The 13,659-nt window shown below is 39.6% G+C and carries 12 protein-coding genes; 2 read left to right on the plus strand and 10 right to left on the minus strand.

The features are described 5' to 3' along the window. Positions 1-48: 48 nt before the first annotated feature. The 3 genes from ACRWQM_RS11665 to ACRWQM_RS11675 are packed head-to-tail and all read right to left on the minus strand — an operon-like array spanning position 49 to position 2,401. On the minus strand, positions 49-1,062 hold the full coding sequence (locus tag ACRWQM_RS11665) for a succinylglutamate desuccinylase/aspartoacylase family protein (RefSeq protein WP_226410390.1): 1,014 nt from the start codon (positions 1,060-1,062) through the stop codon (positions 49-51). Next, positions 1,063-1,968 carry a 30S ribosomal protein S6--L-glutamate ligase gene (rimK, locus tag ACRWQM_RS11670; protein ID WP_434930096.1) on the minus strand — a complete coding sequence of 302 codons (906 nt, stop codon included), beginning with the start codon at positions 1,966-1,968 and terminating at the stop codon, positions 1,063-1,065. A gap of 1 nt (position 1,969) precedes the next feature. Next, positions 1,970-2,401 (minus strand): ATP-dependent zinc protease family protein, encoded by a 432-nt coding sequence (locus tag ACRWQM_RS11675; RefSeq protein WP_434930097.1) that lies wholly within the window; start codon positions 2,399-2,401, stop codon positions 1,970-1,972. A gap of 287 nt (positions 2,402-2,688) precedes the next feature. On the opposite strand from ACRWQM_RS11675, the gene ACRWQM_RS11680 reads away from it, so the two are divergent. Next, positions 2,689-3,360: a DUF2461 domain-containing protein gene (locus ACRWQM_RS11680; RefSeq protein ID WP_434930098.1), complete on the plus strand. Its 672-nt coding sequence runs from the start codon at positions 2,689-2,691 to the stop codon at positions 3,358-3,360. Between the two features lie 162 nt (positions 3,361-3,522). Here ACRWQM_RS11680 and ACRWQM_RS11685 read toward each other — a convergent pair whose 3' ends face one another. The 5 genes from ACRWQM_RS11685 to ACRWQM_RS11705 all read right to left on the minus strand — a co-directional run bounded on the left by ACRWQM_RS11685 (position 3,523) and on the right by ACRWQM_RS11705 (position 7,378). Then, complete coding sequence (locus ACRWQM_RS11685; RefSeq protein WP_434930099.1) at positions 3,523-3,891, minus strand: acyl-CoA thioesterase; 369 nt, start codon at positions 3,889-3,891, stop codon at positions 3,523-3,525. 226 nt (positions 3,892-4,117) lie between these two features. Next, complete coding sequence (gene ltaE, locus ACRWQM_RS11690; RefSeq protein WP_434930100.1) at positions 4,118-5,131, minus strand: low-specificity L-threonine aldolase; 1,014 nt, start codon at positions 5,129-5,131, stop codon at positions 4,118-4,120. Between the two features lie 44 nt (positions 5,132-5,175). Further along, on the minus strand, positions 5,176-5,772 hold the full coding sequence (gene tpx / locus ACRWQM_RS11695) for a thiol peroxidase (RefSeq protein WP_434930102.1): 597 nt from the start codon (positions 5,770-5,772) through the stop codon (positions 5,176-5,178). An 85-nt stretch (positions 5,773-5,857) separates the two neighbouring features. Further along, the gene (locus ACRWQM_RS11700) at positions 5,858-6,691 is read right to left on the minus strand and encodes a mechanosensitive ion channel family protein (protein WP_434930104.1); all 834 of its coding nucleotides are present in this window, start codon (positions 6,689-6,691) and stop codon (positions 5,858-5,860) included. A 24-nt stretch (positions 6,692-6,715) separates the two neighbouring features. Further along, entirely contained in the window at positions 6,716-7,378 is a 663-nt protein-coding gene (locus tag ACRWQM_RS11705; protein ID WP_434930106.1) for an OmpA family protein, read from the minus strand. A gap of 611 nt (positions 7,379-7,989) precedes the next feature. On the opposite strand from ACRWQM_RS11705, the gene ACRWQM_RS11710 reads away from it, so the two are divergent. Next, on the plus strand, positions 7,990-9,495 hold the full coding sequence (locus ACRWQM_RS11710; RefSeq protein ID WP_434928784.1) for a peptide MFS transporter: 1,506 nt from the start codon (positions 7,990-7,992) through the stop codon (positions 9,493-9,495). A gap of 166 nt (positions 9,496-9,661) precedes the next feature. Here the strand turns inward: ACRWQM_RS11710 and ACRWQM_RS11715 are convergent, their stop codons facing one another. Then, entirely contained in the window at positions 9,662-11,467 is a 1,806-nt protein-coding gene (locus ACRWQM_RS11715) for a M1 family metallopeptidase (RefSeq protein WP_434930107.1), read from the minus strand. A gap of 1,158 nt (positions 11,468-12,625) precedes the next feature. Then, positions 12,626-13,597 carry a PstS family phosphate ABC transporter substrate-binding protein gene (locus tag ACRWQM_RS11720; protein ID WP_434928782.1) on the minus strand — a complete coding sequence of 324 codons (972 nt, stop codon included), beginning with the start codon at positions 13,595-13,597 and terminating at the stop codon, positions 12,626-12,628. Positions 13,598-13,659 lie beyond the last annotated feature (62 nt).

A 13,659-nucleotide genomic window follows, 5' to 3' on the forward strand; every position in this document is an offset into this window, starting at 1 on the left:
AAATGCCGCTGAATTCAGCGGCATTTTTGATTTTAACCAGCAAACTTGTTAAGCATATTCAGCCATAAAATCATCTAAACTATCATTGACGATTTCAATCTCATCACCCTCAAATTGGGCAATATGGAATAAAGCTTCACCTTCATTTGTCACGGGAATATTACTGTTACCAATAATGATGCCATCAGTAGGGGCACGCAGCGCATAAGGCTCACCACCGTGTGGGTTAACAATATAAGCTAAGATATTGCCTTTATTAACCCTTTCACCCAGCTTAAGCTTAATGTTAATCAAACCATCAGCTTCACTTCTTACCCAATAACTGCGACTGGCGTTAACACTATTGCCTTTGATGCGAATACGGCCTTTAACCATTTCTAGGTGGCGCATGACATTTAATACACCATTAAGACCCGACTTAATCGACATTTCACTAAAACGTAAGGCTTCACCTGCCTCGTATAAAATACAAGGTATGCCTTTACCGTTAGCATAGCCCCGCATAGAGCCTGTAACATTTTTAGACGTCATGATCACAGGTGCACCAAAGGCATTTGCCATGCCAAACATCACTTCATCATCGGTATCACAACGGATTTGAGGTAAGTTATCACGGTGAACCGCACCGGTATGTAAATCTATAATATGCGTCGCCCGATCAACTAATGTATGTGACACCAAATGGGCTAAACGGCTAGCCAAAGCCCCTTTTGATGAACCAGGAAAACATCGGTTCAAATCGCGGCGATCCGGTAAGTATCGTGATTGCTGAATAAAACCAAACACGTTAACAATAGGCACGACAAGTATGGTGCCGGTTAACGATTTAGCATTTATTTTGCTGAGCAAACGTCGGCAAATTTCAATACCATTTAGTTCGTCACCATGAATAGCAGCACACACTAATAAAGTCGGCCCGGCTTTTAGCCCATGGAAAACTTCAACATGTAACTCCATGGGTGTGTCGTTATAAAGCCTTGCAGCAGGAAGCTTAACGCTTTGCTGCGTGCCAGCTTTAACGCTCACTTCACCTAGAGTGAAAGCTTCGCGTTTTTTGACCATTTAGCCAGTTCCTTTGGTTTTAGTGCTGGTTGCTTTTACATTTTTCTCGATAAACTGAATAATCTTGTCAGCAACATCGATACCTGTGGCTTTTTCAATGCCCTCTAAACCAGGTGAAGAGTTTACTTCCATCACTAGTGGACCGTGTTTTGAGCGCAAAATATCCACACCAGCAACGTTAAGACCCATGGTCTTAGCTGCGCGAAGCGCGGTTGAGCGCTCTTCAGGTGTTAACTTAACTATGGTGGCAGAACCGCCGCGGTGTAAGTTAGAACGGAATTCACCTGGCAATGCTTGACGCTTCATCGCCGCGATCACTTTATCACCAATCACGAAACAGCGAATATCTGCACCGCCCGCTTCAGCGATATATTCTTGTACCATGATGTTGGCTTTAAGACCCATGAAGGCTTCAATAACTGACTCTGCTGCTTTACGCGTCTCGGCAAGTACAACACCAATACCTTGAGTACCTTCAAGTAACTTAATCACACACGGTGCGCCACCAACCATGTCTAATAAATCAGGTACGTCGGCAGGCTTGTTTGCAAAACCAGTCACAGGTAAGCCAATATTTTTACGAGAAAGTAACTGTAATGAACGCAATTTGTCACGTGAACGGGTAATCGCTACCGACTCATTTAATGGGTGAACTCCCATCATTTCGAATTGACGTAATACTGCTGTTCCGTAAAAGGTTACTGATGCACCAATACGTGGAATGACGGCATCAAACTTAGGCAGCTCTTGGCCTTTCATGTGGATGCTTGGAGAGGTCATGTTGATGTTCATGTAACAACTGATGTGATCGACTATTTTAACGTCATGACCACGGGCAACGGCCGCTTCCTTAAGCCTACGCGTCGAATATAAATTTTTATTCCGTGACATAATTGCAATGTGCATTTTACTCTCCTGTTATATAAGATGCTGCTGAATCCACCAAAAATCGTCCTTCCAGTGCTCTGCGACCTAACAACATACGAAATTTCATGTTATCTCTATTGGTTAAAGTCAGTTCGATATCGAACTGCTTTCCACCCATAATGATAGGGGTTTTGATTACATATCGTTTGGTAACATGTCCACCAGAATCGCTAACATTACGACGATCAAAAATGGGGAACTCACACACAACTTCACGATCAGATTCTTGTTCAGGGTGCAACCATACGCGCACCCATTTTTCTTTTTCTTTTTGAAACGGTTTAATTTTAAAAGCATGTAAACAAGAGGTTTTTGCCCCTGTATCTACCTTGATTTTGACTTTTTCATTGCCAATTTCAGGAAATGTGCCCCACTCTCGCCAGCCCACAATATCGAGGGTTTGTTTAGTCATGGTCAGTCCTTACGTTTAAAGGAAATAAGTCTTTCTCGAATAACTTGTTCGATGCTACTCACCAAATGTTTTATCGTCTACTGCAGAGTTGAACAGTGAGAAAGTCATTTAAGCATAGCTAATATCAATCAATTTTGGCGCAATATACACTGCATATTGAATAAAACAACTTTATTTATCTAGAATTTTTACGTTAAAGTTATTTACCATAATCCTTCATAAATACACACCGAAAAGAATACTACTAACCTATTAATAATAATAGAATTAATTATTGAGGCATAACAATGTTTACTCGCTGTAGTTTCCAGTTTTTAACCGAACTAAATCAACATAATGACCGTGATTGGTTTAAAGCTAATCAACCCCGCTATGAAGCCCAAGTGCGCACGCCCGCATTACAATTTATTGAGGCGATGCAAGGGCCTATTTTATCCTTGTCACCACGTTTTAATGCAGTACCCAAAAAAGTCGGCGGCAGCTTAATGCGCCCCCAAAGAGATAGTCGTTTTAGTAAAAATAAAACACCTTATAAAACTAATATTGGCATTCAATTTAAACATTTTCAGGCTAAAGATGTCCATTCCCCTGGATTTTATGTGCATTTAGCCAATAATGAATGCTTTATCGCTGTAGGTATTTGGCATCCAGAATCAACAGCCTTAAATGCCATAAGACACTGTATCGATGAAAACCCTAATGGCTATAAAAAAGCGTTACAAGCGATAGAGAGAGCAGGTTTTGTTATGACAGGTGACAGTTTAGTGAGGCCACCAAGGGGATTTGATAAAGATCATCCGCTACTTACTGAACTAAAACGGAAAGACTTTATCGCGCTAAAGACGATAACTGAAGCACAAGTTTGCCAGGCTGATTTTGTCGAGTTCTGTCAAAAGGAATTTCAAAAAACGACTCAATTAATGGCCTATCTGTGTTTTGCGCTTGAGTTAGATTACTAAACTGTTGCCGATAAACCTAATGGCAACTATATATAATCTTTGTACATCCTTAATAATACCAACAGTAATATAGGCATACATTCAATCTAGAAAGAGATGCGTCAGTAGCTTAAAAAGCTTATCTAGAAAAAGAGTTAAAGCAAAGTAATAATGATAAAACAGCTAAGCCGCATTTGCTCGCATGCCATGGGGTACAGGTACCCCATTAGCATTTATGTTAACAAAGACTATTTTATCGACACTGGCTATAGGTGCCTGGGTGACTTTGTTGCGTACTTTACAACGAATAGTCACTGAGCTTTGACCTAAACTTACGCTTTCAAAACCAAATTCAAGTATATCGCCAACCAATCCTGGAGTCATAAAGTTGATCTCGGCAATAAGCTTCGCAACATGGCATTGGCTGTTCATTTGGCAACTGGCAAATATCGTTGCTTGTTCATTTATCCAACTCAATAGCTGACCACAGCATAGAGTGTGGCTACTATTTAAATGGACCGGAAGTATTAAGTGGCGGCTGTAGTATTTCATAAAAAACCCTTTAGTTATTAACAAGAAACTCTTGTATCACTAAAGAGGTAGCAATGTTCAAGCCAGTTTTAGTTACATTGATAATCAATTACTTATATGGCTGATTAATAAAACCTGCCCTATAACGGAATTATATTTGCACTATTTAACGCCATTTAAGGCCATTTAAGGCATCACTCATATCACGAATGACGTTTACTCTCAGCGGATAAAAATACGACCCTAGTTAAGTAGATAACACCTGCTTTAAAGATGTAATAAAAGTAGAAATATCTTTCGCTGTAATATCAGCATGGGTTACTAGGCGCAGTTGCTGACTAGGGCTAACCTTAATGCCTTTTTGCAATAACGCATGTGATAATTGATTGGGATCTATATGACTGGCCAAACGTGCAAATACCATATTGGTTTGTACTGATTTCACATCAACCTCAAATTCGTCAAATTGATATAATGCCTCAGCGAGCAGTTTTGCGTGGTGATGATCTTCAACTAATCGATCAACTTGATCGGTTAAAGCCAATTTAGCCGCTGCGGCAATAATACCAGCTTGACGCATTCCGCCGCCCAACATTTTACGCCAACGAGTCGCTTTACCAATAAGCCGCTCATCGCCTAACAAAATAGAGCCAATTGGGGCGCACAACCCTTTTGATAGACAAATAGAAACCGAGTCAAAATATTGAGTAATATCGGCAATCGCAAGGTTTTGGGCAACCGCTGCATTGGCTATTCTTGCGCCGTCTAAATGAATTTTCAAACCCCGATTAAAGGCCAAAGTTTGTGCTTGTGCTAAATACTCTTGCGATAAGACTTTACCGCCAATGGTATTTTCTAAGCTCAATAAACGGGTTCTGGCAAAATGAACGTCATCAGGTTTAATAGCAGCATCGATATCTGACAATAAAATACTACCATCTTGCTGATTATTTAACGGCTGTGGCTGAATGCTGCCAAGCACCGCTGCACCACCACCTTCAAATTTATAATTGTGCGCTTGTTGGCCACATAAATACTCGTCTCCACGCTCACAATGTGACATCAATGCTAATAAATTAGCTTGAGTACCTGAGCTAACAAATAAGGCCGCATCAAAGCCATACATTTCAGCGGCCATATCTTGTAGGTTGTTGACTGTCGGGTCATCACCATAAACATCATCACCCACAACGGCATTGGCCATTGCTTTGCGCATTGCGGCTGTAGGTTGAGTAACAGTATCGCTTCTAAAATCAATCATAATAAATCGTCATTTATCCAAACCATGGCCGACAGTGTAACGGATTAAGATTTAGCTGCAGCAATTTTTGTTAATGCTGCGATTGCCGCATCATAATCAGGGTGGCTGCCAACTTCTTTAACAAGCTCTTGATACTGTAGCTGGCCATTAGCATCAATAATAAATATTGCCCGAGCCAGTAAACCACGGCTTTCAATCAATAATCCATATTGGTCAGCAAAGTTACGCCATACTGAATCAGATAATACTTTAATTTTATCAACGCTTTCAGTTTGGCAAAAACGCTTTTGAGCAAAAGGTAAATCTGTACTAATAGTCAGCATAACAACGTCGGCATCAAAATTAGCAAATTCACTGTTAAATCGTTTTGTTTGCAACGCACACACACCGGTATCTAAGCTCGGTACGGCACTGATTAATACTGTTTTACCTTTAAAATCACTTAAATTAACCGGATTAAACTTATCATCAACCACTTTAAATTCAGGGGCTGGCATATTATTAGCGGGTAAATCACCTTTAAGCACCACCGGATGCCCACCCATTGTAACTTCAGCAGCTTGCGTAAAGTGAATAAATACTGGACTGGCAATTAATACTAAGGATAAACCTATGTTCAATAAAGATTGTTGAAATGTCATTATATTCTCCTGATTAATAATAAAAATTATAAAAAAACCAGCCTTGTGGCTGGTTCTTGTTATACGCAGTTAATCAAATAACTGATTAACTTGCTGCTAATTCTTTAACATGTAAATCCATTTGTGGAAATGGTATTTCAATCTCAGCCGCATCTAATGCATTTTTGATTTGCTCTAAAATTTGAAAACGCGCTGGCCAGTAATCACCCGTGCTCACCCATGGGCGAACAACGAAGTTAATTGATGAATCAGCTAATTCAGCTAAACCAATAGTGTAAGCAGGATCTTTTAACACAAATGCATTGTTATCTAATACTTCAGCCAATACTTTTTTAGTTTTCGCGATATCAGAGGCATAGCCCACACCGATGACTAAGTCGATACGACGCTTTTCAAGCGCTGAATAATTGGTAATAGTACCATTCATAATAGCGGAGTTTGGCGCAGTGATAAGTTTATTATCACCCGTACGAAGCTTAGTCGAAAAAATAGTAATCTCATCTACTACACCGGCAACGCCTGCGGCTTCGATAAAGTCACCCACACGACATGGACGGAATAATACCATTAATACGCCTGAGGCAAAATTAGATAGTGACCCCTGTAATGCCAAACCAACAGCTAAACCTGCAGCACCAATTACAGCTACAAGTGAAGCGGTTTGCACGCCAATTTGACCTAATGTAGCCACAATGGTGAATACAAATACAACTGACCACGCAAGGTTTGACACAAATGACACTACAGTTTGATCAACTTTGCGACTGGTTAATACTTTATCAGTGAGGCGCTTTGCCACACCCGCAAAATACTTACCAATAAAAAACATCGCCAAAGCAGCTAATGTTTTAAGCCCATAAGCCATAATAAATTCTGGTGCTTGCTTTATTAACGCTTCTAAACCGTCAAGGTTTTCCATTGTTTTACTCCCTAAAGTGACAGATTATTCTGCCGAAATGATAAATTCTACCCGTCTATTACGTTGTCGCCCTTCAGATGTGGCGTTATCCGCAGCGGGTTGGGTGTTACTCATCCCTTTTACAGAAATGTTGTCAGGATTAAAATTAAAATCGGTGACTAATATTGCTTTTACGCTGTTTGCCCGGGCTAATGAAAGCGCTTGATTTAACTCATCACTTCCCAATAAATCGGCATGTCCAACTAGCTCTAAAGTTACATTATTATCTTGGGCTATTATTTTATTGATACTGTCAAACACAGGTCTTTGCGATAACATTACTTCTGCTTTAGCAAATTCAAAATAAATAGGTTGTACCACTTGCTGTAAACAATTAACTGCGCCATCAGCACCCAGTTGCTCGCAGCGATTAACATATTCTATAGTGCTGGTTGGTTGTTCAGCAACTGCTGTTACAGGTTCTTCATCAAAAATAGGAGCTTCATCAATATTGGATTCAGTTAAAGCAAAAGCTGGATCGTTACAGCCATTAGCCATAACCACCTCACCTTGAGGAGTATCAGCACAGGCATCTTTTTTATCTGGTACGCCATCCATATCTGAATCAATCCATGCCAAAGTTGGGGTGCTGTTCAAAAAAAGCCATAGTATTAATACAGGTACGAATATAGTCAGTAATGAACGCATGCAGTCTCCAATCATGTGATTTTAATATAGTAAGACAACATCTTTTGAGGTTTTAACTTTTTTTCAACAAGTTTGAATTATACATATTTTAACTTTTAGCGACACATTTGCAATCAAGCAAACATAAATTGCTGCAAACAAGTTAATGCTTTATGTATTTCAGCTCAAAATAGCACCATCTAACACTTATAAAGTGAATTTTTAATTATCGGCAACAAACTCACAAACTTGACAACAGTCGCTTTAACCAGCATCGCAATATTGAAAATAACTCGCACTGTATAATAAGCATACAAGCCAACTAAAAAATGACATATGTTTACAAAAATGTAACCTGCAAAATGCGCCTGACACCCGCACAAACATTGACTTAAGCGTCCTGAAAAGGGTATATAAGGTGGGATTTTTGATGTTTTAAACAAATTAAACATTAAATGAATAATATTTATTATAAGAAATGAACAATAAATCGGCCAAGATTGCCCAGATAAAAAGCACAACATCTTCTTGATGCAATGCTTAATCGCAATACTTTGCCTAAATTTGCAAACAATTATTCTGTGGTGCAACTTGTGCCGCAGCCAATCACAAGCTTTAAGGTGGAAAACTTAATGAGTGAAGTAAAAGCACCAGGAACGATGCTTGGGCATCCAAAAGGATTGTTCCTTCTCTTTACAACTGAATTGTGGGAACGATTCAGTTATTACGCAATGCGTGCCATATTGGTCCTTTATTTGGTTGATAAAGTTCAAACAGATGGTGGTAGTGGTTTAGGTTGGACGCCACAGGATGCATTATCTCTTTACGGAACCTTCACCGGTTTAGTCTATTTAACGCCGCTTATTGGTGGTTGGTTAGCAGATAATTACCTTGGCCAACGTAAATCTATTTATATTGGTGGTGCGTTAATGGCAATAGGGCAATTTACCCTTGCTGCGCCGCATAGCTGGTTTTCTGGTTTAGAAACCACTCTTTTCTATATTGGTTTAGGTACGTTGATATTGGGTAACGGACTGTTTAAACCTAACATCTCTACTATGGTTGGCGACTTGTATGAAGAAGGTGATCACCGTCGAGATGGTGCATTTACTATTTTTTACATGGGTATCAACGTTGGCGCCGCGCTATCGGGTATTATTGTAGCTTGGGCTTACACCACTTTTGGTCATACTGAAGTGGTTGCAGGACAAGAGGTATTTGTTAACAACTGGCAGGCTGGTTTCTTCTGTGCAGGTGTTGGTATGGTTGCATCGTTAATTATTCAATTCTTTTTTGCTCAAAGATTACTTGGCGATATAGGTACTGTTCCAGCGGCAAAACTCGAACGAGACAGGAATGCACTTAAGGGCCAAGTCCGCAGTGAGCCACTGACTAAAATTGAACGTGATCGCATAAAAGTGATCATGATTATGGGTTTATTTACCATTATCTTCTGGGCTGGTTTTGAACAAGCCGGTGGATTAATGAACCTATTCACCAATAACTTTACTGACCGTATGATTGGTAGCTGGGAAGTGCCTACCACTTACTTCCAATCACTGAATGCTATTTTTATCGTCATTTTTGCTCCAGTTATAGCCTCAATTTGGATACGTTTAGGTAAAAACGAACCCAATTCGCCCGTTAAGTTTGCCCTTGGTTTAGTGTTACTTGGCATTGGTTTCTTATTCATGATTGGTGCTGTTTTACAAATGGGCGGCGACGCTTCAATCAAATCAAGCATGTGGTGGTTAGTCGGCGCATATTTCTTCCATACTATGGGTGAACTATGTTTATCACCAATTGGTTTATCTATGGTCACTAAACTGGCTCCACTGCGTATAGCATCACTTATGATGGGCGCATGGTTCCTATTTATTGCTATTGCGAACAAAGTTGGCGGATTAGTTGGTTCACTCATTGGCCACGGTGGCAGCGTTGAAGATCAACTTGCCAATGCAATGTCAATCTTCGCGGGCATCGCAATTACAGCGGCGGTTTCAGGTATAATTTTATACTTCATGGCTGACAAGTTAGTGGATTGGATGCACGGTGCTGAAGGCCATAATGATTCTGAAGAAGAAGCATTAGCGGAAGAAATTGCCGTTACTGCTGAACACGAAGCGATTCAGCGTTAATCACTTGCTAGTGAAGTTACTAAGGTAGCTTAATAGATAAGTAAATCATCATATTAATGATTTAGAAATGGGCCTTAGATGAAAATCTAAGGCCCATTTTATTTGTACAGTCTTGATTGAATAATGATTACGATATAATGGTTAACTAGAATTTATTAACCTTCTCTCACCAACTCAATAGCTTATCTAATTGCACTTGCAGTGATGGGTGATATCCTGCCCTAGCCTTAGCGTATATTTGCTCAACTTCCTGTTTATACCCAGCAACCAATAACTCGCTATAAAGTGGTTTAACAAACTTAGCCCGCCCGACTGAAATGAGAAACGCCGATAAGGGTTCAAGCACGGGATCATAATGATTTCGAATAGCGACCCTAAACCAATCACAAACAATTTCTGCGTTTTTACTTTGACTAAATAAAAAGGTGTCATCTAAATCAAGTAACTGTTCTTGGCTGATAACCTGTGGCAACTGATTTAAAAAATATTGCCAATGATGAACCCGCCAGTCACTCACATTCAGCATTTTTGCTGGTTTTTTATGTTCAATTTCCATAAGCGCCAAATGTACTTTGTCTAAACTACTCGAAGAAGGAGGTACAAACCAATGAGGCAGTCCTTCACCATATACCCATTCTTTTAATTCAACTTCAGATAACTTATCTGGACAATTGGGTAATACATGTTGCAGCATATAAGCCATAAAGACTTCAGTGGTAATGGCTTTGAAAGCAAAGTGAGTGACATATTGAAACAAAAAAGCATCAAAGGATTCACGGCCAAAACGCTGCTCTAGTTCATGGACAAACATTGATGCTTTATCATAGGTGAAACGATTAAATGCCTGATTTGGATCTCGCGTTTGAACATTTGCAGGCAAGGTTTGATCTATTAAATCAACAGACTGCATTTCAGATTCTAAACGAGTGTATTCATTCACCCATTCTAAATCAGCTTGCTCTTTGCCATATACAGCTTCAACGATACGATTAGTAAAGTAGGTGGTAAATCCTTCGTTAAGCCACAGATCACGCCATGTCGCATTACTGACCAAGTTTCCAGTCCAAGAATGTGCCAGCTCATGGGCTACCGTAGACACTAAACTTTTATCACCCGCTATCAAGGTTGGGGTCATAAATGCCAGCATAGGATTTTCCATACCGCCAAAGGGGAAACTAGGTGGTAATACAATCATGTCGTACCTTTGCCACGCATAGGGGCCAAGTAATGACTCCGCTACCTTGATCATCGCTTCTGTATCTTCAAACTCTTTAACCGCACTTGCCAGCATTGCTGGTTCGGTATAAATACCACTTCTGGGTCCTGTCGCTTCAAACGCTAAGTCCCCTACCGCTAAAGCCAGTAGATGAGTCGGTATGGGCTTATCCATCACAAAATGGAAAATGCCATCTTTAGGCATCTGGGGATTATTAAGTGCACTCATTACCGCGCGTAAACCATTATTGACTTTAATGGTGGCGTCGAACGTTACCCGTGCTTTAGGCGTATCTTGCAAAGGGATCCAGCTTCTGGCATTAATCGGTTGTGATTGACTAAATAAATAGGGTTGTTGCTTACCCAAAGTTTGTTCCGGGGTCAACCACTGTAAGCCTTGGGCGTGTGGGGACGTGGCGTAATGAACGGTGACAGCTCTAATTGATTGATTAATCTTTATCACCAACTTTTGCCCTAAGATATCCCCTACATCTACCAGCGAAAAGTCAAGTTGTTGCCCTTGTAAGTCACTCACACTTATCAAGGTTAAATCACGGCAATCTAAAATAAGTTGTCCATGTTGACTAGATGATTCTTTATTTAAATCAAAGTATAAGGTGACCTGCCCGATAAGTTGCTTAGCACTAAAATCAACTTCTAGATTAAGTTCTAAATGAGAAACACAAACCGTGTCAGCATTTGCACTTGAATGGTAATCATACTGATGGTCCCATGATGAAGTTAGACTAGTGGCCACTTTAATATCCTTAATTGCAGTTTTAGTTTTGACTGTTAAGTTAAGTCAAATTAATCGCACCAAACATAACATTTAAAAGGCTTCTTTAGTATCGCCCCTCTGAGCTTCGACAGGTTTATAGCCTTAAATTATGAGGGTAATAAAAATAATTAACTTTATTTGGAACTTTTATAAATAACGCCAGTCTGAATATATGAACCGAATTTTGTACACCCCAGTTTATTGAAAGTTTGAGTCTGTAAATGATTTTGTTCATCATCATCTCCCCTCTCGATAGTGAGTTATCCTATCAACAGAATTGCACATTGCAGTTACAGCAACCTTAATAGGTTGCTTTTTTTTAACTATTTTTTGAGGTCGAAGCCGTCACCCGGTTTATGGATAATCTTTTTCTTGCACATTGATAAAGCGGATTTTATAACGCTGCGCTCATCAAACGATAAAAAAATAACATTTCTAACGCTAACCTTGAGTCCTTTTCATCAGAACAGAGCTGTCAGATAATACTCGGCACATTTTTGTTAGTTTTTTTATCTTTATTTGGAACTTTTATAAATAACGCCAGTCTGAATATATGAACCGAATTTTGTACACCCCAATTTATTGAAAGTTTGAGTCTGTAAATGATTTTGTTCATCATCATCTCCCCACTCGATAGTGAGTTATCCTATCAACAGAATTGCACATTGCAGTTACAGCAACCTTAATAGGTTGCTTTTTTTTGGCTGTTTTTTACCGATTGTCTTGAAAAACACCGTAACGGCTAAGCTGCCACTATGTTTTAGTGCCATCATTTTTAACAGGCGTTTTATAGTAAAGTGCTTTCTAATAAGAAAGCGGCGAGCAATGTTAGTGGGAACAGTACTTAAGATAGTTGATTCAATTTTTTTATCTTTATTTGGAACTTTTATAAATAACGCTAGTCTGAATATATGAACCGAATTTTATATACCTACTTTTACTGAACGTTTGAGCCTGTAAATGATTTTGTTCATCATCATCTCCCCTCTCGATAGTGAGTTATCCTATCAACAGAATTGCACATTGCAGTTACAGCAACCTTAATAGGTTGCTTTTTTTGCTTCCAAAATACCGCTAAGCTCGAAGCAAAAAAAAGACCTCACTATGGAGGTCTTTAATCGTGCAAATTAATTTAGTTTAAAGACGGATACCGGCTTTCTCTAAATCTTTTGCTATTACTGTGCGAGGTAATGGTACATAACCATCTTTTTCAACAACTTGCTGACCTTGCTTAGATAATATGAAGCGAATGAACTCGCGATCCATCGGCGATAAATCTTTGTTTGGGTGCTTGTTGATATAAACGTACAAGTAACGAGAAAGTGGGTAAGTCCCATTGGCAGCATTGGCTGCTGATGCGTCGATAAACTTATCGCCTTTCTTAGATACAGCTACAGCTTTTACACCCGCTGTTTTATAACCAATACCAGAGTAACCAATTGCGTTAAGACCTTGAGATACAGACTGTACGACAGATGCAGAACCTGGTTGCTCATTCACATTTGGACGGAAATCGCCTTTACATAATGCTTTTTCTTTAAAGTAGCCATAAGTACCAGATACTGAGTTACGGCCGTATAATTGGACATCTTTTGCTGTCCAGTTACCGTCTAGGCCTAAGTCACCCCAACGTTCAACTTGCTTACCACCACACTTGTTTGTTGAAGAGAAAATGCTATCGATTTGCTCGATGCTTAATCCTTTAATTGGGTTATCTTTATGCACAAACACAGCTAAAGCATCAATTGCAACACGAATAGCCGTTGGTTGGTAACCGAAATGCTTTTCAAATGACTCAACTTCATTAGGCTTCATTTTACGGCTCATTGGACCGAACTGTGAAGTTCCTTCAGTTAATGCTGGAGGCGCTGTAGAAGAGCCAGCTGCTTGAATTTGGATATTAACATTAGGATATATATGCTTAAACTCTTCTGCCCATAACGTCATCATATTCGCTAACGTATCAGAACCAACAGAAGACAAGTTACCAGAAACACCACTTGTTTTTTCATACATAGGTAACGTTTCATCAATTGCAGCCATAGATGCTGCCGAGAACACACCAGCGGCTGTTAGGGTAATTGCGCCGACAAGTTTTTTCAGTTTCATTGTATTGCTCCAAATTAAGCGTGCTAAGTTTTTATAACGCAGTCAGTATCAACTCCAATGAT

Source organism: Shewanella sp. HL-SH5 (assembly GCF_051163755.1).
GTDB lineage: Bacteria > Pseudomonadota > Gammaproteobacteria > Enterobacterales > Shewanellaceae > Shewanella > Shewanella glacialimarina.

Coding starts and splice junctions, on each gene's coding strand:
- ACRWQM_RS11665 (WP_226410390.1), bottom strand. CDS start 1,062: ATGGTCAAAAAACGCGAAGCTTTCACTCTAGGTGAAGTGAGCGTTAAA.
- rimK (WP_434930096.1), bottom strand. CDS start 1,968: ATGCACATTGCAATTATGTCACGGAATAAAAATTTATATTCGACGCGT.
- ACRWQM_RS11675 (WP_434930097.1), bottom strand. CDS start 2,401: ATGACTAAACAAACCCTCGATATTGTGGGCTGGCGAGAGTGGGGCACA.
- ACRWQM_RS11680 (WP_434930098.1), top strand. CDS start 2,689: ATGTTTACTCGCTGTAGTTTCCAGTTTTTAACCGAACTAAATCAACAT.
- ACRWQM_RS11685 (WP_434930099.1), bottom strand. CDS start 3,891: ATGAAATACTACAGCCGCCACTTAATACTTCCGGTCCATTTAAATAGT.
- ltaE (WP_434930100.1), bottom strand. CDS start 5,131: ATGATTGATTTTAGAAGCGATACTGTTACTCAACCTACAGCCGCAATG.
- tpx (WP_434930102.1), bottom strand. CDS start 5,772: ATGACATTTCAACAATCTTTATTGAACATAGGTTTATCCTTAGTATTA.
- ACRWQM_RS11700 (WP_434930104.1), bottom strand. CDS start 6,691: ATGGAAAACCTTGACGGTTTAGAAGCGTTAATAAAGCAAGCACCAGAA.
- ACRWQM_RS11705 (WP_434930106.1), bottom strand. CDS start 7,378: ATGCGTTCATTACTGACTATATTCGTACCTGTATTAATACTATGGCTT.
- ACRWQM_RS11710 (WP_434928784.1), top strand. CDS start 7,990: ATGAGTGAAGTAAAAGCACCAGGAACGATGCTTGGGCATCCAAAAGGA.
- ACRWQM_RS11720 (WP_434928782.1), bottom strand. CDS start 13,597: ATGAAACTGAAAAAACTTGTCGGCGCAATTACCCTAACAGCCGCTGGT.